General features: G+C 42.5%; 16 protein-coding genes, 1 other RNA gene and 1 pseudogene. 13 read left to right on the forward strand and 5 right to left on the reverse strand.

Annotated features, from left to right (window positions below; translation table 11 throughout):
• Nucleotides 1–41: 41 nt before the first annotated feature.
• Entirely contained in the window at nucleotides 42–776 is a 735-nt protein-coding gene (locus WDV74_RS03920; RefSeq protein WP_338884748.1) for an oxidative stress defense protein, read from the forward strand.
• On the opposite strand, the gene WDV74_RS03925 is transcribed toward WDV74_RS03920, so the two are convergent.
• Nucleotides 773–1,678 carry a LysR family transcriptional regulator ArgP gene (locus tag WDV74_RS03925; RefSeq protein WP_189760617.1) on the reverse strand — a complete coding sequence of 302 codons (906 nt, stop codon included), beginning with the start codon at nucleotides 1,676–1,678 and terminating at the stop codon, nucleotides 773–775. The genes WDV74_RS03920 and WDV74_RS03925 overlap by 4 nt on opposite strands.
• Nucleotides 1,679–1,841: 163 nt before the next feature.
• On the opposite strand from WDV74_RS03925, the gene rpiA reads away from it, so the two are divergent.
• Nucleotides 1,842–2,501, forward strand: a complete 660-nt coding sequence (gene rpiA, locus WDV74_RS03930; protein WP_338884751.1) for a ribose-5-phosphate isomerase RpiA — start codon at nucleotides 1,842–1,844, stop codon at nucleotides 2,499–2,501.
• 270 nt (nucleotides 2,502–2,771) lie between these two features.
• Complete coding sequence (serA, locus tag WDV74_RS03935; RefSeq protein WP_338884753.1) at nucleotides 2,772–4,013, forward strand: phosphoglycerate dehydrogenase; 1,242 nt, start codon at nucleotides 2,772–2,774, stop codon at nucleotides 4,011–4,013.
• Nucleotides 4,014–4,111: 98 nt separating this feature from the next.
• Here the strand turns inward: serA and WDV74_RS03940 are convergent, their stop codons facing one another.
• The 3 genes from WDV74_RS03940 to zapA all read right to left on the reverse strand — a co-directional run bounded on the left by WDV74_RS03940 (nucleotide 4,112) and on the right by zapA (nucleotide 5,395).
• On the reverse strand, nucleotides 4,112–4,708 hold the full coding sequence (locus WDV74_RS03940) for a 5-formyltetrahydrofolate cyclo-ligase (RefSeq protein WP_338884755.1): 597 nt from the start codon (nucleotides 4,706–4,708) through the stop codon (nucleotides 4,112–4,114).
• Between the two features lie 53 nt (nucleotides 4,709–4,761).
• Nucleotides 4,762–4,944, reverse strand: a non-coding RNA gene (ssrS, locus tag WDV74_RS03945) — 6S RNA.
• A 145-nt stretch (nucleotides 4,945–5,089) separates the two neighbouring features.
• Complete coding sequence (gene zapA / locus WDV74_RS03950; RefSeq protein WP_189760613.1) at nucleotides 5,090–5,395, reverse strand: cell division protein ZapA; 306 nt, start codon at nucleotides 5,393–5,395, stop codon at nucleotides 5,090–5,092.
• A gap of 423 nt (nucleotides 5,396–5,818) precedes the next feature.
• Between zapA and WDV74_RS03955 the strand changes: the two genes are divergently transcribed.
• The 10 genes and pseudogenes from WDV74_RS03955 to WDV74_RS04000 all read left to right on the forward strand — a co-directional run bounded on the left by WDV74_RS03955 (nucleotide 5,819) and on the right by WDV74_RS04000 (nucleotide 21,090).
• Nucleotides 5,819–6,406 (forward strand): YecA family protein, encoded by a 588-nt coding sequence (locus WDV74_RS03955; RefSeq protein ID WP_273570845.1) that lies wholly within the window; start codon nucleotides 5,819–5,821, stop codon nucleotides 6,404–6,406.
• 84 nt (nucleotides 6,407–6,490) lie between these two features.
• Nucleotides 6,491–7,795, forward strand: a complete 1,305-nt coding sequence (pepP, locus tag WDV74_RS03960; protein WP_338884758.1) for a Xaa-Pro aminopeptidase — start codon at nucleotides 6,491–6,493, stop codon at nucleotides 7,793–7,795.
• Between the two features lie 24 nt (nucleotides 7,796–7,819).
• On the forward strand, nucleotides 7,820–9,010 hold the full coding sequence (gene ubiH / locus WDV74_RS03965; RefSeq protein ID WP_338884760.1) for a 2-octaprenyl-6-methoxyphenyl hydroxylase: 1,191 nt from the start codon (nucleotides 7,820–7,822) through the stop codon (nucleotides 9,008–9,010).
• Nucleotides 9,011–9,023: 13 nt separating this feature from the next.
• Nucleotides 9,024–10,256 carry an FAD-dependent 2-octaprenylphenol hydroxylase gene (ubiI, locus tag WDV74_RS03970; RefSeq protein WP_338884762.1) on the forward strand — a complete coding sequence of 411 codons (1,233 nt, stop codon included), beginning with the start codon at nucleotides 9,024–9,026 and terminating at the stop codon, nucleotides 10,254–10,256.
• A gap of 373 nt (nucleotides 10,257–10,629) precedes the next feature.
• Nucleotides 10,630–11,727 carry a glycine cleavage system aminomethyltransferase GcvT gene (gcvT, locus tag WDV74_RS03975; RefSeq protein ID WP_189760608.1) on the forward strand — a complete coding sequence of 366 codons (1,098 nt, stop codon included), beginning with the start codon at nucleotides 10,630–10,632 and terminating at the stop codon, nucleotides 11,725–11,727.
• A 22-nt stretch (nucleotides 11,728–11,749) separates the two neighbouring features.
• Complete coding sequence (gcvH, locus tag WDV74_RS03980) at nucleotides 11,750–12,142, forward strand: glycine cleavage system protein GcvH (RefSeq protein ID WP_338884764.1); 393 nt, start codon at nucleotides 11,750–11,752, stop codon at nucleotides 12,140–12,142.
• Nucleotides 12,143–12,286: 144 nt separating this feature from the next.
• Nucleotides 12,287–15,163 (forward strand): aminomethyl-transferring glycine dehydrogenase, encoded by a 2,877-nt coding sequence (gene gcvP, locus WDV74_RS03985; RefSeq protein ID WP_338884766.1) that lies wholly within the window; start codon nucleotides 12,287–12,289, stop codon nucleotides 15,161–15,163.
• Between the two features lie 301 nt (nucleotides 15,164–15,464).
• Nucleotides 15,465–18,212: a leucine--tRNA ligase gene (leuS, locus tag WDV74_RS03990; RefSeq protein ID WP_338884768.1), complete on the forward strand. Its 2,748-nt coding sequence runs from the start codon at nucleotides 15,465–15,467 to the stop codon at nucleotides 18,210–18,212.
• A 152-nt stretch (nucleotides 18,213–18,364) separates the two neighbouring features.
• Nucleotides 18,365–18,972, forward strand: a pseudogene (locus WDV74_RS03995) (IS1 family transposase).
• A gap of 594 nt (nucleotides 18,973–19,566) precedes the next feature.
• The gene (locus WDV74_RS04000) at nucleotides 19,567–21,090 is read left to right on the forward strand and encodes an MFS transporter (protein ID WP_338884770.1); all 1,524 of its coding nucleotides are present in this window, start codon (nucleotides 19,567–19,569) and stop codon (nucleotides 21,088–21,090) included.
• Between the two features lie 598 nt (nucleotides 21,091–21,688).
• On the opposite strand, the gene WDV74_RS04005 is transcribed toward WDV74_RS04000, so the two are convergent.
• A complete protein-coding gene (locus tag WDV74_RS04005) occupies nucleotides 21,689–22,294 on the reverse strand; it encodes an HD domain-containing protein (RefSeq protein ID WP_338884772.1) in 606 nt (201 codons plus the stop codon).
• Nucleotides 22,295–22,308 lie beyond the last annotated feature (14 nt).

Here is a 22,308-nt window from a genome sequence, read left to right on the forward strand (position 1 = left end):
GTTTCTGAAAGCACCTTACTCATGTAACTTTAGGAGGTCTTGTGAAACGTAAATCACTGGTATTGGCTGCAATGATGGCTTTAGGAAGCCTGTCTTGCATGACAGCTTCCGCCGCTGACTCACTCTCTATTCCACATATTTCCACCTCTGGTAACGCGATAGTTAAAGCGACGCCAGATATGGCTACTTTGGTAATCCATGTGAGTGAAACGCAAAAAAGTGCAGCAGAAGCAAAGAAAAAAGTCGATGAACGTGTTGCGAAATATTTTGATTTTCTGAAAAACAGTGGCATCGAAAAGAAAGACATTGATGCGGCTAACTTGCGTACCCAACCAGAATATCAATATGATCAAAAGAGTGGAAAATCGAGTATTACAGGTTATCGGGCGTCGCGTTCAGTTGAAGTGAAAGTTCACAAGCTGGAGCAACTGAATGTCTTATTGGATGGAGCCTTGAAAGCAGGACTGAATGAAATTAACTCGGTTCAGTTTGGTGTCAGCAATCCGCAACGTTATCGTGATGAAGCCAGACAAAAAGCCATCGAGAATGCTATTCAACAGGCAACTACATTGGCAAAAGGGTTCAACAGTAAGTTAGGCCCTGTATATAGCATTAGTTACCGTGCGCCTGAAGCAGTGCCTATTCCAATGAACCGTCTGAAATATCAGACAGATCTGTTGGCAGCACCCGCTTCTGACTCTGCCAGCGAAACTTACGAACCACAGAGTATTGAGTTTTTAGATCACGTCGATGCTGTTTTTGAATTACAGCGTTAATGAGTTTCATCTTCCTGACGTAACATCTGGCGTCCTCGTTTTAGCAGGGCGTCAGTAACTTTTCTCATCGTTCCACTTTCAGGCGCAAAACGATGCCAATAAAGCATACGGCGTTGGCATAGACCTGGTGTTAGATCGATTAATTCACCAGCTTTTAGTTCCTTGTTGATTTGCAAATGTGGGATCATGCAACAAGTCGAACCTTGTTTTGCCAGTTGAACAAATGCTTCGGAAGAATTCACGATATGACAGGGCACACTTCCCGGTGATAAATCGAAGTTCTGTTGTAAAAATGCTTGATGCATATCATCTAAATGGTCGAATGCAACCGCAGGGGCTTTCAGTAATGCCGAACGCGTGACGCCATTCGGGAAAAAACGGTTTGCAAACTCTGGAGAGGCGACAAACAGGTAATCCAGGGCACCTAATTTATCAACTAAACAACTTGGCAGAGGTTGGGATTGAATACTAATCGCCCCGACAACTTCACCACGCCGCAATCGCTCTTGAGTTCGGGTTTCATCTTCCACCTGAATATTTAGCCGAATAGGTAAATCGGATAAAACAGGATGGAGAGCCGGTAAAAGCCACGTCGCCAGGCTGTCCGCATTAACAGCAAGGGAAAGCAGTAACGGGATCTCATTGCTATTTTCATCACCAAGCCATTGCGCTTCCAGCAGTTCCACCTGATGTAATAGCGCAAGCAGCTTTTGCCCTTGCTCTGTAGGGTGGGGAGGAACAGTGCGTACCAATAGTGGCTGACCAAACAGATTTTCTAATTGCTTGATTCTCTGAGATACCGCTGATTGAGTAATACAAAGTTTTTGCGCTGCCCGCTCGAAACCACGTTCTTTGATCACTGCATCTAATGCTTGCAATGACCGGTAATCAGGACGTTTCATTGAAAATAAGATTCTCCGTGTTTGCACTTTTTGTGTTACAGCTTAATAAAAACCATTATGTGGCCTAATCAGCACTATGCCATATTTTTTTATGAGGTGAGCCAATATTGTTTATACTAGCCGTCAGATTTTTCCTTGTAACTGATTATAGGCTGTGATCAATATGACTCAGGACGAACTGAAAAAAGCAGTAGGTTGGGCAGCATTGGAATATGTTAAACCAGGCACAATTGTTGGTGTTGGTACAGGTTCTACCGCAGCGCATTTTATTGATGCGTTAGGCACCATCAAAGATAAAATTGAAGGTGCCGTATCGAGTTCAGACGCATCGACTGAGAGACTGAAAAGTCTCGGTATCCCTGTGTTTGACTGCAATGACGTCGACACGTTGGATATTTATGTTGATGGTGCTGATGAAATTAATGGTCAAATGCAGATGATCAAGGGTGGCGGCGCAGCGTTAACCAGGGAAAAAATCATCGCGGCGGTTGCGAAGAAATTTATCTGTATTATTGATTCGTCTAAGCAAGTCGATGTATTAGGCAAATTTCCTCTGCCAGTTGAAGTCATCCCAATGGCACGGGCTTATGTGGCTCGTGAGCTGGTGAAATTGGGCGGAACACCGGTTTATCGTGAAAACGTTGTGACAGACAATGGTAACCATATTCTGGATGTTCACAATCTCTCGATTGTCGATCCCACTGCGTTAGAAGATAAGATCAATGGGATAGCAGGCGTGGTAACGGTGGGGCTTTTTGCTAATCGAGGCGCTAATGTGGTACTGGTAGGTACTGCGGATGGCGTTAAGACGCTCACTGAATAATCATTTATTGAGGGCAGAATAACCTGCCCTAAAAATATTTTTATATTTATTCAAAATAGAAAATTTAGTGAGATATATCACTTTTTCGTCTAAAAAAACCTCAAAATCCCGATCATTCCCCGTAACGAATTATTTTACTTTGCATAACAACTTATTTACTGTTGCTTATTCTGTAATATAAGCAATCGATTGTATTGCCGTTACCGTTTTTTTTGTTATTTTGGTGGCGTCGATATGCATTATGAAAGTAAGTACAACTAGGGCGGGCAAATGGTTAAGGTATCTTTAGAAAAGGACAAAATTAAATTTCTGCTGCTGGAAGGTGTTCACCAAAGTGCAGTAGATAGCCTAAAAGCGGCAGGGTACAGCAATATTGAATATCACAAAGGGGCATTAGAACCTGAAGAATTGAAAGCAGCGATCCGTGATGCCCGATTTGTCGGCATTCGTTCCCGCACCCAATTGACCGAAGAGATTTTCGCCGCAGCGGAAAAGCTGGTTGCTGTTGGGTGTTTTTGTATTGGTACTAACCAGGTTGACCTGAAAGCCGCAGCAAAACGTGGTATTCCGGTATTTAATGCGCCTTTTTCCAATACGCGTTCGGTCGCTGAAATGGTATTGGGTGAATTGCTGCTGCTGTTACGTCGTATTCCTGAAGCGAATGCCAAAGCCCATAATGGAATATGGGATAAGCAGGCAAAAGGCTGCTACGAAGCGCGTGGGAAAAAATTAGGCATTATTGGTTACGGGCATATTGGTACACAGCTTGGCATTTTGGCTGAAAATATTGGCCTGAATGTCTATTTCTATGATATTGAAAATAAATTGCCCTTAGGTAATGCACAGCAAGTTCATCATTTGTCTGAATTGTTGAATATGAGTGATGTTGTGAGCCTGCATGTTCCTGAAACCGCCTCAACCAAAAATATGATTGGTGCAGCAGAACTGGAATTGATGAAACCAGGTTCGATTTTGATCAATGCATCACGCGGCACAGTGGTCGATATTGATGCACTCAGCAACGCGTTGGAAACAGGGCATCTTTCTGGTGCGGCGATTGATGTCTTTCCTCATGAACCCGCAACAAATAATGATCCTTTCATCTCCCCATTAAGCCCGTTTGATAACGTATTGTTGACACCACATATTGGGGGATCGACACAAGAAGCCCAGCAAAATATCGGTTATGAAGTTTCTGGGAAACTGGTCAAATATTCTGACAATGGTTCTACCTTATCAGCGGTTAATTTTCCTGAAGTCTCGCTCCCTGTTCATGCCAAGGATACTAACCGATTACTGCATATCCATGAAAACCGCCCCGGTATCTTGACCAGTATTAACCAAGTATTTACTGAGCAAGAAATCAATATTGATGCCCAATATCTGCGGACTGACAGTGGTATTGGTTATGTGGTGATTGATATCACGACGCAGAATTCAGCTCAGGCTGAATTGGTCTTGCAGAAACTGAAAGCCTTACCGGGCACGATCCGTTCTCGCTTGCTTTACTAAGGCTATAATGGCTGGTTAAAAGAAAAGCAAGACGCATTAAAAATAAGGGGTTATTGAAAGCACAATAGCCCCTGTTACTCACTGAGTAGCGTCTTCATTTATATCCATTGCCATACTTTGTCTGGTGTAATGATCTCTGGCAGAGGAATATCCCAACTCTCGCTAGGTAGATTCTCAACTAACTGAAAATTGTGGGCTAATCCAATCGGATAAAAATTCTGTTGTTGCCATTTCGCGAGGGTTCTGTCGTAGAAACCACCGCCCATCCCTAAGCGTTGCCCTGTGCAATCGAAAGCGACCAGAGGAATAAACATGACATCAAGTTCAGAGATGGGTAAAACCTGCCGGACATCCAACTGAGGCTCTTCGATATTAAAGCGGTTATGAATAAGAGGCGTATCAGCGCAATAACGGAGAAACAGCAGGTGATTCCGGTTGAAAGGATGCAATATTGGCAAATAGACCTGTTTGTTTTGCTGCCAAAGTTGTTGAATCAGCGGACGTGTATCTAATTCCCCGTCAAAGGAGAGATAGAGGGCAATTTTATCAGCTTGCTGGATCTTAGGGTGAATCGTAGCCTGTTTAATGGCTTGCTGGGCAAATTGCGATTGTTGTTCAGGGGATAGATTTTGACGTAGCTGCCGAATTTTTTTTCTAATGGATTGACGCAGAGTAAGAGAAGAATCTGATTGCATGATACCTGCCTGTTAATTAACGCAGAAAAGGATACAAAACAGATAAAAAGCGGGAGTTCTCCAAGATGCCGTTACAGGTGGTAACCCTTGAACCCTTGGTTCAAGGTGAACGCAGCGTCGTTGCTATTAGGCTTCTTGGCTAGCCAAGCATGCTCACAAGAAACGTAGCACCACATTCTATAGAGATGAAATATCGGCTCAGGGGACTTCCCTGCTCACGAACACCTCAGAGAAATTTTTGCTGCTTAAATCACTTAAATAGGCTTTAAGCAACGCTATGAAGCCTATTGTATGGAACTAAACGAAGAAAGCAACTGCTTATATTAATCTATAGTGACTACTGCCTGATTTATCAACAAGATTCAGCTGATGGATGGAGTATCAGGTAACTTTACCTTGCTCTAACAGTGCCTTTTCAATGGATTGCTGGAGCATTTTTATTTTTTGTTCCATATTGTAAGCATAATCACGGGTTTTCATCTTCTCCTGTGCCAACTCGTGACAGACATTCAGTGCCACAATAAAAACCAGTTGCTCAGTGTTAGTGACTCTGGTGCGTTCTTTAAGGTTATGCAAACGCTCTTCAAGTTCCTCAGCAGCAGCTTGCAACGCTTCAACCTGCTCTGTTGGACAATTGACACGTAATGACCGCCCAAAAATCTGAATATCTACTGGTTGTGCAGACATGACACCTTCCTGATTTATTATTGTGCCGATACCTTGATGTTGATATACGCATCTTGAAGTTAGATTGGTATATATATCCCTTATCTCTCAAATTGCGGCTTTGTTGCCAGAGCTGTAATTTGAAATCGATGGGGTATAAAGTAAATTATGGTATAAAACAAGGCCGACACCAATCATTACCGTACAATACCAAAAGCCCCTCTTTTCCCCTTCCTTTTCAAGTTGCTGCTTTTGGGCAATGTTCACTGATCCCAGTCAATTAGTTATAGATATAAAGTACCTATGTTTTGGGGATTTGTGCCCTTGCTATCACGCGGCATCTCGAAATCGGTTGGGGATATATCGGTGTGTGCTGTCTGGTATAGCGACTCCCCTTGATGGTAGCATAGCATGAACTTATATCGCCAACGATGATCAATATACATGTCTATACAAAACTCATTACCTAATTATCAATCATTTGATGAAATTTTGCATCAACAGTCCATTGCCCTGACAGCAGCAGAAATGCATGGCTTAATCAGTGGGTTACTATGTGGTGGAAATCATGGCGGTAATCACGATAGTAGCTGGCAGACACTGGTGCATGATCTTGCGAATGATGGCCTGGCATTTTCTCAGGTTTTGGCTCTGCCACTTAGGGAATTGTACGAAACGACGTTTGAATTGCTGGATGACAGTAGTTTCTCGTTCAATCTGTTGCTGCCTGATGAAGAGGCGGGGGTTTTTGAATGTGCAGAAGCATTGGCGGGATGGGTTAACCACTTTCTGCTCGGATTGGGTGTAGCCAATCCAAAATTGACAGAAAAGCCAGAAATTCAGGAGGTTATCACCGATTTACGTAACATTGGCATGTTGGGCTATGATGAAGACGAAGATCAGGAAGAACTCTCTCAAGCCCTTGAAGAAGTTCTAGAATATGTACGTGTTGCGGTTCAACTCTGTTATATCGCGTTTGCGACACCTAAAACCGCGGACAGTGCAAAAAATGAAAAACCAACATTGCACTGATTGGCGGTATTCACCCTATAAATTTCAAGCTTTGAAAGATGAGGGGTATCCCAACTAATAATATGGAATTTTGCAGGAGAGGGTATGACTAAACAAGAATATTTATCCCGTCGACAGGCATTATTGTCAAAAATGGCACCGGCCAGTGCGGCCATTATATTTTCGGCGTTGCCTGCGACACGTAATTCAGATAGTGAATATCCCTACCGTCAGCACAGTGATTTTCTGTATCTGACCGGTTTCAGTGAACCGGAAGCGGTTCTTATACTGATTAAAAGCGATGAAACCCACAATCACAGTGTGTTGTTTAATCGTGTTCGCGATTTGACTGCGGAAATTTGGTTTGGTCGTCGTCTTGGACAAGAAGCTGCATTGGAAAAATTGGGGGTGGATCGCGCCTTACCATTTGATGATCTCGATGAACAACTCTATTTATTATTGAATGGTTTGGAAGTGGTCTATCACGCCCAGGGCGAATTTGAGTACGCTGATAACATCGTCTTTAGTGCGTTGGATAAATTGCGTAAAAACAGCCGCCGTAACTTCAAGGCACCAATGATCATGGCAGATTGGCGCCCGTGGCTGCATGAAATGCGTCTGTTTAAGTCAGACGCTGAATTAGAAATCATGCGCAAAGCGGGGGAAATCAGTGCTCAGGCGCATATCAGGGCGATGCAGGCTTGCCGTCCTGGTATGTTTGAATACCAGCTGGAAGCCGAAATTCACCACGAATTCACCCGTCAGGGGGCGCGTTATCCTGCTTATAACACGATAGTTGGCGCGGGAGATAACGCTTGTATTCTGCATTACACTGAAAATGAACGTCGCATGAAAGATGGCGATTTAGTGTTAATCGATGCGGGGTGTGAATATGAGGGATATGCCGGCGACATTACACGGACATTTCCGGTAAATGGCAAATTTACGCGCCCTCAACGTGAAATCTACGACATTGTTTTGGAAGCCATTAACCTTTCCCTGGAACTGTACAGACCTGGTGTCACTATCAGCGAGGTCACGGGGCAGGTTGTACGTGTCATGGTGAAGGGATTGGTAAGATTAGGCATTATGCATGGTGAAGTCGAACAATTGATCGAAACCAATGCTTACCGTCAATTTTTCATGCATGGTTTGAGTCATTGGTTGGGGCTGGATGTGCACGATGTCGGCGATTACGGTGTTGATCGCGATCGTATTTTGCAACCTGGCATGGTGCTGACTGTAGAGCCGGGGCTTTACATTGCATCCGATGCGGATGTTCCGCCGGAATACCGTGGTATCGGTATTCGTATTGAAGATGACATTGTGATAACGGAAACAGGAAATGAAAACCTGACTGAATCTGTCGTGAAAGATCCCGATGAGATAGAAGCTCTGATGGCACAGTAAGGTTAAAGTAACCAGGAAGTGATAATGAACGTGATTATTGTGGGCGGAGGCATGACGGGAGCGACATTGGCTCTGACTATTGCCTCGCTGAGTCGGGGGCAATTACAAGTCTCCTTGATTGAAGCAGCAGAACCAACCAGGGAGCATCCTGGTTTTGATGCAAGGGCTATAGCCTTGGCTTATGGTACATGTCAGCGCTTGCAACAGGTCGGTATTTGGCCTGCACTGCAACATTGTGTTACCCCAATAACTCACGTTCATGTTAGCGACCGTGGTAATAGCGGTTTCACCAACATTCGCGCCAGCGACTATGATATCTCGGCATTAGGCAATGTGATTGAATTGCATGATGCTGGAATTCATCTTTTTGAGTTATTAAAACAATCTCCAAATATTAAACTTTACTGTCCGGCTAAAGTGAATTCCCTTGAGCGTTTAGAAAATTCTGTAGTGGTTTCGCTGAATAATGGCGAAAAGCTGACAGGAGAATTACTGGTCGCTGCGGATGGTAGTCACTCGGCAATAGCCCAGGCGTGTAATATACCGTTCAAACGGCGATCTTATGAGCAGACAGCCATTATTGCTAATGTCCTGACTTCTGAACATCCTCGAGGAAGGGCATTCGAGCGTTTTACCCAATATGGCCCATTGGCGTTGTTACCTATGTCGGAAGGGCGTAGTTCACTGGTATGGTGTCACCCACTGGAAAAACAGTCAGACGTCAATAACTGGAGCCAGCATGAATTTCTCCAACAGCTGCAAAAAGCATTTGGCTGGCGTTTGGGGAAAATGCTGGAAACCGGTCAACGACATAGTTATCCCTTAGCATTATCGACAGCCAGCAGGCAAATTAGCCACCGTCTGGCGTTGGTAGGTAATGCATCCCAAACTTTGCATCCGATCGCTGGACAGGGCTTTAACTTAGGGATGCGTGATGTGATGGCTTTGGCACAAGTCATTTCAATAGCGGCCACTTCTGGACAGGATATTGGCTCCTATCAGGTACTGGCACAGTATCAGCAACAGCGTCAGGCAGATCGTGAAACGACCATTGGACTCACGGATGGGCTGGTCAGGTTATTCGCTAATGACTACTTACCGTTAAAAATAGGGCGTAATCTTGGCTTGAAGACCATGGAAAGATTATCCCCAATGCGGGATCTCTTTGCCCGCCAGACATTAGGTTGGGTTGCACAGTCACCATTGGCAGATTAAGAGGAAAGAAAAAATGCAATCATTTGATGTGGTGATCGCAGGGGGCGGAATGGTTGGCCTTGCGCTGGCTTGTGGTTTACAAGGTAGTGGCTTGCGCATCGCGATTGTAGAAGAGCACCCACCGACAAAGCCATTTGGTATCAATGATGAATATGCGTTACGTGTTTCAGCCATCAATGCAGCCAGTGAACGATTACTCACCCACCTTGGTGTCTGGCAAGATATTCTTGCAATGCGAGCCTGTCCATATCAAGGAATGGACGTTTGGGATCGGGACAGTTTCGGGCGTATTGAGTTTAATGCAGCGGAAAATGGCTTGACTCATCTGGGGCATATCATCGAAAACCATGTGATCCGGCAAGCGCTCTGGCAACGTGCGGAAAATTTGCCAGATATCATGATCTTCACCCCATCTTCCCTTAAGAACGTTGCCTGGGGAGAAAACGAAGCCTTTATCACATTATCCGATGGAAGAATGCTGACTTCACGCCTGGTCATTGGTGCAGACGGTGCCCACTCTTGGTTGCGTCAACATGCGGATATTCCGCTGACTTTCTGGGATTATGAACACCATGCCTTGGTCGCGACAATTCGGACTGAGCAGCCTCATGAAGGTGTTGCACGCCAGGTTTTCCACGGTGATGGAATACTGGCTTTCCTGCCACTGCCAGATCCTCACTTATGTTCGATTGTGTGGTCACAGCCGGCTGAATCTGCGCAACAGCGCAAATCTATGGAACCGACACTGTTTAATCGGCAATTAAGCGCGACATTTGATATGCGTCTTGGTCAATGTGAACTGGTCAGTGATCGACAAACTATCCCATTAACAGGGCGTTATGCCCGCAATTTTGCTGCTCATCGATTGGCGCTATTAGGCGATGCGGCACACACTATCCACCCACTGGCTGGTCAGGGTGTTAATCTTGGATTTATGGATGTAGCAGAACTGATAGGTGAATTGAGCCGCTTAAACCAGCAAGGGAAAGACATCGGTCAATATCTCTATTTGGGACGTTATGAACGTCGCCGCAAACACAGTGCTGCGGTCATGCTTGCAGGTATGCAGGGTTTTCGTCAGCTATTTGATGGCAATAACCCCGCTAAAAAATTATTGCGTGGAATTGGATTAACACTGGCTGATCACTTACCGGGAATGAAGCCGCAATTGCTTCGTCATGCCATGGGACTCAATGACCTTCCTGATTGGCTGATCACCCAAACCGCTTCGGTTGAAAAAATCTAATTCAGCCCATGAATTAGAATTAGTTTTTCTCATATCAGGCTAAAGTGTGTTAAGTCGATTTACTTCACACTTTAGCCTTTTTTCAACCTAAAAAGATTGTTTTTTTGCCATTTGTTAAAAATTTTGAGTATTTTTGTGCAATAAATCAGACAAAAATTCTGCATGGCAATCCGTGCCATTTCGGATTGCTGCGGCAATGCAGCTAATTTATTTTATGGTTCATTTCCTATTTCAGTGATAACTTCTGATCCCAAGGTATCGTTTGCGTGATTAACCGCTTCTTTGCTTCATGATCCAACACCTGCCGGTTAATGCGCCGTATGTTTTTTCAGGTCACGAATGTTTTCATGTCAAGAATGTAAAGAGGGAAATAATGTCAAAACACACCCCACTATATGATCAACATCTGGCATGCGGAGCACGCATGGTAGATTTTCATGGCTGGATGATGCCCCTGCACTATGGTTCACAAATTGACGAACATCATACAGTGCGTGCTGATGCTGGTATGTTCGACGTTTCCCATATGACAATTGTGGATCTACACGGTCCAGATTGCCGTGATTTTCTCCGCTATCTTCTGGCCAATGACATTGCCAAACTCACCGAACAGGGCAAGGCGTTATATACCGCAATGCTAAATGCATCTGGCGGCGTCATTGATGATCTCATTGTCTATTTTTTCACTGATAATGCTTATCGCATGGTTGTGAATTCGGCGACCCGCGAGAAAGACCTGGCGTGGATTTACCAACATGCTGAGAAATATGATGTTGAAGTTACCGTACGTGATGATTTGGCTCTGATTGCTGTCCAGGGGCCAAACGCGCAAGCCAAAGTGCAATCATTGCTAAGTGATGCGCAGAAGCAAGCGGTAACGGGTATGAAACCTTTCTTTGGCGTCCAGTCGGGAAATCTATTTATTGCAACGACGGGTTATACCGGTGAAGCAGGTTATGAAATTGCACTGCCTAAAGAACAAGCGGCAGATTTTTGGCAACAGTTGTTAGCAGTAGGCGTGAAACCGACTGGATTGGGAGCGCGTGACACATTGCGTCTTGAAGCGGGCATGAACCTTTATGGCCAAGAAATGGATGAAACTGTTTCACCTCTGGCCGCCAACATGGGATGGACAATTGCCTGGAAACCGGAAGATCGCCACTTCATTGGTCGTGAAGCATTGGAAAGACAACGCGAAACGGGTACTGATCAATTGGTTGGACTGGTCATGCGTGAAAAGGGAGTATTGCGTGGTGGCTTAACGGTCAACTTCACTGATGATTCCGGTGAAATGCGTTCAGGCGTGATTACCAGTGGAACATTCTCCCCAACTTTAGGATTTAGTATAGCCCTTGCACGTGTACCGCAAGGTATTGGTGAACAGGCGGTTGTCCAGATCCGTAATCGAGAAATGCCCGTACAGGTTGTTAAACCGGGTTTTGTGCGGATGGGAAAACCACTTGTAGAGTGATAAAAACAAGGAGAAGGCAACGATGAGTCATGTACCAGCAGAATTGAAATATACAGAATCACATGAGTGGGTTCGCTCGGAAGGCAATGGTGAATATACCGTAGGTATTACCGAACATGCCCAGAAGTTATTGGGAGATATGGTATTTGTTGATTTGCCGGAAATAGGCACAGAAGTAAATAGTGGTGATGATTGTGCTGTTGTAGAGTCAGTCAAAGCGGCTTCTGATATCTACGCACCAGTGAGTGGTAAGATTATTGCGGTTAACCCTGATCTGGAAAATTCTCCCGAATTAGTGAACAGTGAACCCTATAACGAAGGTTGGTTGTTCCGCGTTAAAATAGCTGATGAGAGTGAACTCGCTAATTTGCTTGATGCCGAAAGTTATCGGTCACTCTTGGAAGAAGACGAGTAATTATTTTGAATCGCCCCATATCACATTGTGAATGGGGCATTTTTTTTGTGCTGTTTTTTTATAGCCAATAGATTTCAAGTGATAGACAACAAGACGGTAACTTGAAAGATAAAAGGCATAGCTAGTTTCAGGAAATTATCATCAATGACTCAGACATTAATCCAACTTGAACACCAAGGTGAATTCATTCGTCGCCACATTGGTTCTTCAGCTGAACAGCAAACAGAGATGCTGGCGATAATAGGTGCAAATTCTCTTGATGATCTGACCGATAAAATCGTTCCCCGTGATATCGCATTATCAGAGCCTCCTGCGCTTGGTGAGGGAGTGACTGAACAACAGGCATTGGCTGAATTGAAAGCGATAGCAAATCAGAATCAGCGCTATCAATCGTATATTGGTATGGGTTACTCACCCGCCATTCTTCCTCCCGTGATTTTGCGTAATTTGCTGGAAAATCCGGGCTGGTATACCGCATATACCCCTTATCAACCGGAAGTCTCTCAAGGCCGCTTAGAAGCCTTGTTGAACTTTCAGCAAGTCACCATTGACCTGACAGGCTTAGATCTTGCTTCGGCTTCACTATTGGATGAAGCAACAGCTGCCGCAGAAGCGATGGCAATGGCAAAGCGGATCAGCAAGCTGAAAAGCGCTGAACGTTTCTTTGTGGCAGATGATATTCACCCACAAACGTTGGATGTAGTGCGTACCCGTGCTGAAACATTTGGATTTGAAGTCATTGTTGATAAAGCAGAAAAAGCACTGGAACTGGAAGGGATCTTTGGTGTCCTGCTGCAACAAACGGGAACGACGGGTGAAGTCCATGATTACAGTGACCTGATTGCAAAACTGAAAGAGCGTAAAATCATTGTCAGCGTTGCCGCGGATTTCATGGCATTGGTTATATTGACCGCGCCGGGTAAACAAGGTGCTGATATTGTATTTGGTTCTGCACAGCGTTTTGGTGTACCGATGGGATATGGCGGCCCTCATGCCGCTTTCTTTGCATGCAGAGATGAATTCAAACGCTCTATGCCGGGTCGTATTATCGGTGTTTCCCGTGATGCTGCGGGTAACAGAGCATTGCGTATGGCGATGCAAACCCGCGAACAGCATATTCGCCGTGAAAAAGCGAATTCCAATATTTGTACCTCGCAAGTTTTACTGGCCAATATTGCGGGAATGTACGCTGTTTATCACGGTTCTGAAGGTTTGAAGCGCATTGCCAACCGTATTCACCGATTGACAGATATTCTGGCTGTTGGTTTGCAAAAGGCGGGTATCACACTACGTCATAAGACATGGTTTGATACATTAGCGATTGAGGTATCAGATAAGGCTCAGGTACTGGCAAGAGCGGCTAAAGCACAGATTAACTTACGTACTGATATTCTTGGTGCTGTCGGTGTATCCTTGAGTGAAAAAAACAGCCGTGATGATCTATTAACCCTGTATCAAGTGATAACAGGTTCTGATTCAGTCCTGGATATTGATGCTCTTGATCGTGAAGTTGCGACAGGCAGCCAATCTATTCCAGCCGCCATGTTGCGTAATGACGAAATTTTAACACATAATAATTTCCGTCGTTACCACAGTGAAACCGACATGATGCGTTATATGCACAGTCTGGAGCGTAAAGATCTGGCGCTGAATCAAGCCATGATCCCGTTGGGTTCATGCACCATGAAGCTGAATGCGGCAGCGGAGATCATGCCGATTACCTGGCCTGAATTTACCGATATGCATCCTTTCTGCCCGCCAGAACAAGCCCAGGGTTATCACCAGATGATCAGCCAGCTTTCTCATTGGCTGGTATTGCTGACCGGATATGACGCATTCTGTATGCAGCCTAATTCTGGCGCACAAGGAGAATATGCGGGCCTGCTGGCAATTCGTCGCTATTACGCCAGCCGTGGAGAACAACATCGCCATATTTGCTTAATTCCAAGCTCTGCGCATGGTACAAACCCGGCATCTGCTCATATGGCGGGTATGACGGTGATTGTTGTGAACTGTGATAAAGAAGGCAACATCGATCTGGCTGATTTGCGTGAAAAAGCAGAAAAACACAGTGACAATCTTGCTTGTATCATGGTGACTTACCCATCAACTCACGGTGTTTATGAAGAAACCATTCGTGAGATTTGCGAAATTATTCACCAAAACGGTGGTCAGGTTTACCTTGATGGCGCGAACATGAACGCACAAGTGGGTATTACTACACCGGGCTTTATTGGCGCAGATGTTTCGCATCTGAACTTGCATAAAACCTTCTGTATCCCACACGGCGGCGGTGGTCCAGGCATGGGGCCAATTGGCGTGAAAAAACATCTTGCGCCATTTGTGCCGGGCCATTCCGTAGTGGAAATGGATGAAGTTACGACATTAGGTGCGGTATCCGCAGCACCGTTTGGTAGTGCCTCTATCCTGCCGATTAGCTGGATGTATATTCGCATGATGGGAGCACAAGGGCTGAAACAAGCCAGCCAGGTTGCGATCTTGAATGCCAACTACATTGCAAGCCGCCTGAAAGGGGCTTATGAGATCCTCTATACCGGACGTAATGGCTATGTTGCTCACGAATGTATTCTGGACATTCGTCCACTGAAAGAAGAATTCGGCATCAGCGAGATGGATATCGCCAAGCGTTTGATTGACTATGGTTTCCATGCACCAACCATGTCATTCCCGGTTGCGGGAACTCTGATGGTTGAACCAACGGAATCAGAGAGTAAAGTTGAAATTGATCGCTTTATTGACGCAATGCTGGCAATTCGGCAAGAGATCAGCAAAGTGGCAAGTGGAGAATGGCCTTTGGAAGACAACCCATTGGTTAATGCGCCACACGTTCAGGCTGAACTGGTTTCTGATTGGGATCATGCATATAGCCGTGAAGTTGCCGTTTTCCCAACGGCGGAAACGAAAGCCAATAAATATTGGCCGACAGTTAAACGTCTTGATGATGTTTACGGTGATCGTAATTTACATTGCTCTTGTGCGCCAATTGAAGATTATCGTTAGTTATAAATAAATTAACGAGACTCAACGAAAACAGTGTCAGAAATATTTCTGGCACTGTTTTTTTATCAATGAAATTTTTATGATGCAATCGTAAAAGATGCGTTTATTATAAAATGTATGCAGGGTGACCAACATATCCAAATTGATATCGTAAATCAAATAAAAATCAATGGAAACTTAAACGAAAAATAAACGAATTGTTCAGTTTTATAAACTATAACATCTATATTGACAATTATTGATGGTTATACTCTATTAATATAGAGTTTCACATAAACAACAATAAGTAGGTAATGAATAAATGGCTTTATCCGATCATAAAGAATTCGAAGAACGCTGGAATAATGACTGGGAACAGAATGACATTTATTCAACATCAGATATTTCAAAACAAAAGAAATTTTATTGTCTCGACATGTTCCCTTATCCTTCAGGCGCTGGTTTGCATGTTGGTCACCCGATTGGTTATATAGCAACTGATATTTTATGCAGATTTAAAAGATTGCAGGGATATAACGTTTTACATGCGATGGGATTTGATTCATTCGGATTGCCTGCTGAACAGTATGCAATAGAAACTGGACAACATCCTGCTATCACGACCGATATTAATATTAATAATTTCACGAATCAACTTCGCAGGATGGGGTTATCATTAGATAAACAAAGGGAATTCAGAACATCAGAAAAGGCATACTATCGGTGGACACAATGGGTTTTTATTGAGTTATTTAACTCTTGGTACGATCAGGAAGAAGGTAAAGCTAAAAGCATAGCGTCTTTGGTTGAGTATTTTGAGTATAATGGGTCCAGCGGGATCGATGCTGCAAAAGACAATGACGCGACTGAGTTTACCGCTGCTGAATGGAACGAACTTTCAGAAATCGAACAATCTGATATTTTAATGCAATATCGTCTGGCATATCTATCCTATGCAACGGTTAATTGGTGTCCGCAATTAGGAACCGTTTTGGCAAATGATGAAGTCATTGATGGCTTGTCAGAGCGTGGCGGTTATCCCGTCGAAAGAAGAAAAATGAAACAGTGGATGATGAGGATTACTGCATATGCGGATCGCCTGTTAAATAACCTTGAACATTTGCAATGGTCAGACTCTTTAAAGGAAATACAACGTAACTGGATTGGGCGTTCCGAAGGTGCGATAATCAACTTTAAGGTTAAAGATAATAAACAACATATTGAGATTTTTACTACAAGACCAGAAACATTGTTTGGTGTAACATTCATATGTATTTCCCCAGGACATAAGCATATACAAACTCTGATAAAAAATGAAAACAGAGAAGAGATAGAATCTTTTATCTCAAAAAATGAAATCTTAAGTGAATTGGAAAAAATCAGTGACATAAATAATGTCAATGGAATATTCACGGGTAGTTATGCTGTACACCCGATTACAGGTAAATCAATACCAATCTGGATTGCTGATTACGTGCTTGCGAATTATGCTTCAGGGGCCATCATGGCGGTGCCTGGTAGTGACGAAAGAGATAAACGATTTGCTGATAAATATGCATTAGATATTTTACATGTGATGAATAGTGAATCAGATGAAATCATAAACTCCTATTTCCTGAATGGTAATGATGCTGTTCGTGCACGTGAAAAAATGTTTGATTATATTAAAACTAATGGTATTGGTAAAAAGCAAACAATTTATAAAATCAGAGATGCCGTTTTTGGTCGCCAGCGTTACTGGGGAGAACCTATTCCCATTTACTATGATGAAAATAACATTCCCAAGGCATTGCCATTAACTGAGTTACCACTTGAGCTTCCTAATGTGGATACTTACCTGCCTACTGCAGATGGACGACCGCCTTTAGCAAGGGCAAAAGAATGGTTATATAAAGGCAAATATAATTACGAACTCACCACCATGCCAGGATGGGCTGGTTCCAGTTGGTATTTCCTGCGATATATGTCACCTGCCAGTGATAATGTTTTTGTCGAAAAAGATGCAGCAACCTATTGGAATAGCGTTGACTTCTATATGGGGGGAAGTGAGCATGCAACCGGACACCTACTTTACTCTCGTTTCTGGAATTTATTCTTATATGATCTGAACCACATCGATTTCGAGGAACCTTTTAAAAGAATCGTCAATCAGGGAATGATCTTGGGACGCTCATCCTTTGCTTACAGGATAAAAGGAACCAACACATTCGTATCCTCAAATTTAAAAGATAAATATGATACTCAGCGTTTGCATGTAGATGTCAGGTATATAAATAAAGATGATACGTTGAATATTAGTGCTTTTAAAAGTTGGCGTTCTGATTATTCTCAGAGTGAATTTATTATGGAAGGAGATAAATTCTACTGTGACTGGCAGATTGAAAAAATGTCGAAGTCAAAATATAATACAATCACACCAGATGAAATTATAGATAAATATAGTGCAGACACATTTCGGTTATACGAAATGTTTCTTGGGCCAATCCAACAACCAAAACCATGGAATCTCAATGGCATTGAAGGTATTAATAAATTCTTCAATAAATTGTGGAAACTTTTCATTGATAATAATGGCAACATACAGGTTAACGATGATGCCCCAACTGAAGAGGAACTTCAGATATTACATAGAATGATGAGTAAAGTATCAGATGATATTGAACGCCTGTCATTTAACACAGCCATTACTGCTTTTATGATATGCGTTAATGAACTTACTAAATTAGAATGTTACAAGAGAGAAATATTAGAGAAGCTAATTGTCGCGTTATCGCCTTTTGCGGTATATACAAGCCAGGAAATTTGGACTAATAGTCTTTTTAATAGCGGATATGTCATCAATCAAAAATATCCTGAAATAAATGAAGAGTATCTTCAGAATAGTAAAATTGAATATCCTGTAATGGTTAATGGAAAAGTCAGAGCTCGTTTATTATTCGACGTATCTACAGATGCTGATGAAATAAAAAAGAAAGTATTTTCTCATCCAGCCATACAAAAATGGACTAAAAGTACCTCTGTAAAAAGATATATATTCGTTCCCGGTAAGATAATTAATATAGTCGTATAACATATGAGGATCTTAAGAATTAAGCCTTTCAAAACACGCGGACAATGTCTTGTTTTTACATGACTTTCTTTGCTGTGTTTTGATGGTATTTGGGGTCATGTATTTAATCCATTGTTGATTATGTATAATCGCTATTCTTCGGGGGAAATAAAATGGCAACGGTTGAAGTAAAGTGTCGATTTTGTCAGCAAACAGAATTTGTAAAAAAACACGGTAAAGGCGATGCGGGTCATCAACGTTACCGCTGCTTATCCTGTAAACGTACTTTTCAACTTGAGTATGCTTATCGAGCATGTCAAGCGGGGATAAAATAACAAGTCGTTGATCTAGCCTCTAAATAATTCAGGTATTCGTGATACTGCACGGGCATTGCATATCAGCATTAATGCTGTTGTCCGCGTTTTAAAAAACTCAACCCACGGGACGTAACCACTTTCCCACTCGATAATCTGGACACTCAGCTTATCTGTGAAGTTGATGAAATGTGGTCATTTATTGGAAATAAAAAGCAGCAACGTTGGTTATGGTATGCATGGGAGCCTCGTATGAAGCGAGTGATCGCTTATGTTTTCGGTAGTCGAAGTCAGAAGACACTGAAAAAACTTCTGAAAAAATTATCCCGATTTAATGTCGTTTTCTGGTGTACTGATAATTTTAATGCTTACAACATGTCACCAGTAAAATACTGGGTTACTCAAAGTCAATTGAAATGCATGATAAAGTCATTGGTACATTCATTGAACGAAAATATTATATTTAATTCAAATCAACAGATTGAATACATGACCATGAAATGGGCTAAAACATGATGTAGGTCGAATAAATTTAATTGATTATTTTTATTTTTTCAATATTATTAATCGAGAAAGTATAATTGGCTCTTAAGAAAGTACGTTCAAAACTGATGAAAATAAATCAGTTGGTTATGGAATTATCTTGGACATTCTTACTATGACGATGCTTCAAATTTCACATAAATTTCTATCTCAAACAACTTCCACTAACGTACCGGTGTGGATGGAGTTTTATTATTTTTACAGTTAGCCAGAGTTAACCCATCTCCTTAATCATTAAAATAATTGTCTGTTTTTTATTAATAACATACTTTTATTGTTTAGTGATTTCATAATTTATACCAATCTAACTTCAAGATGAGTGTGATTTCTTCCCGCGAAGCGGGAAGAAATCAGGTTTCATAGAGTGTTGTAAATTGCAACTTGAAGTTTAATGCGTATACATTATTCCTCCAATAATCTTATAAATCTTAGAAAATATGAAAAAGGTTGCATTGGTTATAACCAATTTATGGCATTTCTTTTTCATAATTAAACTATGACCGTAGGAGTTATAGGTGATGTCATTGAATAAGAATATCAGTTTGAATAAACAAGCTGGATTACGTAGCTGGTTTGGATTGTTAGTGTTAATGTTACCCGTTTTATTAGTGACGGTGGACAATACCATCTTGGGATTTGCTTTGCCAAAAATAGCCAGAGCGTTGGAGCCGAGTGCTAATCAGCAATTATGGATAATAGATGCTTATTCTTTAGTCCTGGCAGGATTGCTGGTTTCTATGGGAAGTATTGGCGATCGTGTCGGTCACCGGATGTTATTGCTGTTGGGATCGTTGGGGTTCACTATTATTTCAGTTTTAACCGCATTATCCACATCGCCAGAACAGCTGATTGTTGGCCGCGCAGCTCTTGGTTTTTTTGGCGCAATGCTGATGCCATCAACATTGGCCTTAATTAGTTGTCTTTTTGTTGATCGTGAACAGCGTCGTGTTGCCGTTGCTATTTGGGCAACCACTCTTACCGTTGGTTCAGCGCTAGGGCCGATCATTGGCGGTGTCTTATTGCAATATTTCAACTGGAATTCCATTTTCTTGCTGGCTGTTCCCGTATTGATACCCCTATTAATTTTTGGTCCCATTTTATTGCCTGCATCTGACAAACAAACAGGGTTTATTGATGGTTATAGCGTTTTATTATCGATTATCGCGATGATAGGTATTGTGTATGCCATTAAGCATATCGCTAGTAATGGAGTTGGAATTGAAGCTATCGCTGCATCAGCGATCGGTTTGATGAGTGGAAGAAGTTTTATACGTAGACAACACAAGTTACCTGTACCACTGATGGATATTTCGCTGTTCCATAATGGTGTATTTGCCGGTTCAGTTATGGTGAACTTGCTAAGCTTAGGTCTATTAGTTGGTTTTGTCTTTTTTGCTACCCAGTTTCTACAAATAGTGTTAAGTATAGAACCTCTGTTAGCTAGTTTTGCGTTGGTTCCAGGGCAAATAATGGCAGTTGTGGTTGGGATGGCAATCGTGTCTGTTGCTAAGAGAGTTCCGGCATACTGGTTACTACCTCTGCTGCTCGCTTTGGCGGGCTTGGCATTTTTACTGATAGCTTGGGTGGGTAGTAGTCTGACTTCCATTATCATAACTTTTGTATTGTTGTGTTCAGGTATAGGTGCGATTGCTTCTGTTTCCAATGAATTAATACTTTCAGCTGTACCCTCTTCGAAAACTGGCTCCGCTTCGGCAATCAGTGAAACAGCATATGAAGTTGGCGTTGTTTTTGGGACAACTATTATCGGTGGATTATTAACAGCTTTTTATCGGTTGAACCTAAAACTGCCTGATGCCATTTCTCAAGATCAAACCAAATTAGCGCTGGAAACTTTGGCCGGCGCTTATACAGTTGCTGATTCGTTGGCAGATACAGCAAGGCAGCGATTGGTAAATTCAGCAGAGTTCTCTTTTACCCATGCTATTCATATGACAAGTTGGTCTACCGCAATATTGACAGGCATTGTCGTTTTGATTACTTGGTATTTGCTTAGAAAACCTGAAAAAATAAGCCATGTTTAACGTTAACGATTTCATCAAGATCCTTGTGAAATATAGGCATGTTTTTTCTATTCCTATTTTGGTCATGATATCAATTTACTGATTGATGTGATCTGGCAAGTTGAAATTCGATTATTGACTAACTGGTAAAATAGTTATGCTGTTATTATCAGGTACGCCTTATATCCCCGCCCTGAAGGTCGGGGTTTTACGGCGCACCTGATAAAGTTAACTCAGCTCCTTCGGGAGCTTTTCACATTCAATTAGACAATTAATATACAGTCCTAAACCTCAATCACTTATACCAAACTTGCACCTCGACAGCGATTGAAATAGGGGGAGGGGACACGTTGCCTTGAGGAAAAACTGAAAGCTAAGTGTGAGAAATTTGCACGTCTGAAACTTGCGGATTCATTCTCTATAGCGCTCATTAATCCAATGTTTCATGGGATTGTTGTTCAATTCAAGCCCATATGGCTCGTAGCGACATATTGCATTTGATTCTGTTGCAGACCATTTTTACTGCCATCACATCAGCTAATTGAATGCGCGTAAGAAAGTATTTTAAAGCTGCCAGTTTGTAGCTGACAGCTTGGTTTCGAAGAGAAAAAGCGAAAAATTATTTCAACCAACCTTTTTCTTTTGCTGCTTCCAATTGTAGCAGCAGGTATTTCCATAGTTCAGGATAACTTTCGGAAACAAAATGGAGCAGGTTGTAAGCTTGCTCAAAGCGAATATTATTTTCGACCCAACTCTGTCCTTGGTTATGCAGGTTCATAAATACCGGCATAATTCTATCGAGGGTTTTAGCAAAACGTGCTTCTGGCGTGATGGCATCTTCGTATTCGTGCCACAGTTCCAGAAAATATTTTCCCTGGGTTTCCGGCAGTAAGCCAAAAATACGGTTAGCCGCTTTCACTTCATGTTCGTGAATGGCTTCACGGGCAGCCAGATCGAACGCGATAACATCGCCCGTATCGATCTCAACAATGTCATGAATCAAAGCCATCTGCATGACGCGGCTAATATCCACATCTCCGGCATAAGGAGCAAAACCAAGCACAGCAATGGCAAAATGCCAGCTATGTTCAGCGGAGTTTTCATGGCGCGCATTATTCAATAACTTGGTCTTGCGATGTACATATTTTAATTGATCCAGTTCCATAAGAAACGCAATGACATCGGTAAAAGGGCCGAAATCAACAGGAGGTACAGCTAATGACATACAAAAACCTCAAT

The sequence above is a fragment of the Xenorhabdus sp. TH1 genome, assembly GCF_037260955.1.
Lineage (GTDB): Bacteria > Pseudomonadota > Gammaproteobacteria > Enterobacterales > Enterobacteriaceae > Xenorhabdus > Xenorhabdus griffiniae.

Bases quoted from the DNA above. Each gene is read 5' to 3' on its own strand.
- leuS (WP_338884768.1), top strand. From the start codon at position 15,465: ATGGCTTTATCCGATCATAAAGAATTCGAAGAACGCTGGAATAATGAC.
- WDV74_RS03955 (WP_273570845.1), top strand. From the start codon at position 5,819: ATGTCTATACAAAACTCATTACCTAATTATCAATCATTTGATGAAATT.
- gcvT (WP_189760608.1), top strand. From the start codon at position 10,630: ATGTCAAAACACACCCCACTATATGATCAACATCTGGCATGCGGAGCA.
- WDV74_RS03925 (WP_189760617.1), bottom strand. From the start codon at position 1,678: ATGAAACGTCCTGATTACCGGTCATTGCAAGCATTAGATGCAGTGATC.
- WDV74_RS04000 (WP_338884770.1), top strand. From the start codon at position 19,567: ATGTCATTGAATAAGAATATCAGTTTGAATAAACAAGCTGGATTACGT.
- gcvP (WP_338884766.1), top strand. From the start codon at position 12,287: ATGACTCAGACATTAATCCAACTTGAACACCAAGGTGAATTCATTCGT.
- ubiI (WP_338884762.1), top strand. From the start codon at position 9,024: ATGCAATCATTTGATGTGGTGATCGCAGGGGGCGGAATGGTTGGCCTT.
- pepP (WP_338884758.1), top strand. From the start codon at position 6,491: ATGACTAAACAAGAATATTTATCCCGTCGACAGGCATTATTGTCAAAA.
- ubiH (WP_338884760.1), top strand. From the start codon at position 7,820: ATGAACGTGATTATTGTGGGCGGAGGCATGACGGGAGCGACATTGGCT.
- gcvH (WP_338884764.1), top strand. From the start codon at position 11,750: ATGAGTCATGTACCAGCAGAATTGAAATATACAGAATCACATGAGTGG.
- WDV74_RS03940 (WP_338884755.1), bottom strand. From the start codon at position 4,708: ATGCAATCAGATTCTTCTCTTACTCTGCGTCAATCCATTAGAAAAAAA.
- WDV74_RS04005 (WP_338884772.1), bottom strand. From the start codon at position 22,294: ATGTCATTAGCTGTACCTCCTGTTGATTTCGGCCCTTTTACCGATGTC.
- rpiA (WP_338884751.1), top strand. From the start codon at position 1,842: ATGACTCAGGACGAACTGAAAAAAGCAGTAGGTTGGGCAGCATTGGAA.
- zapA (WP_189760613.1), bottom strand. From the start codon at position 5,395: ATGTCTGCACAACCAGTAGATATTCAGATTTTTGGGCGGTCATTACGT.
- serA (WP_338884753.1), top strand. From the start codon at position 2,772: ATGGTTAAGGTATCTTTAGAAAAGGACAAAATTAAATTTCTGCTGCTG.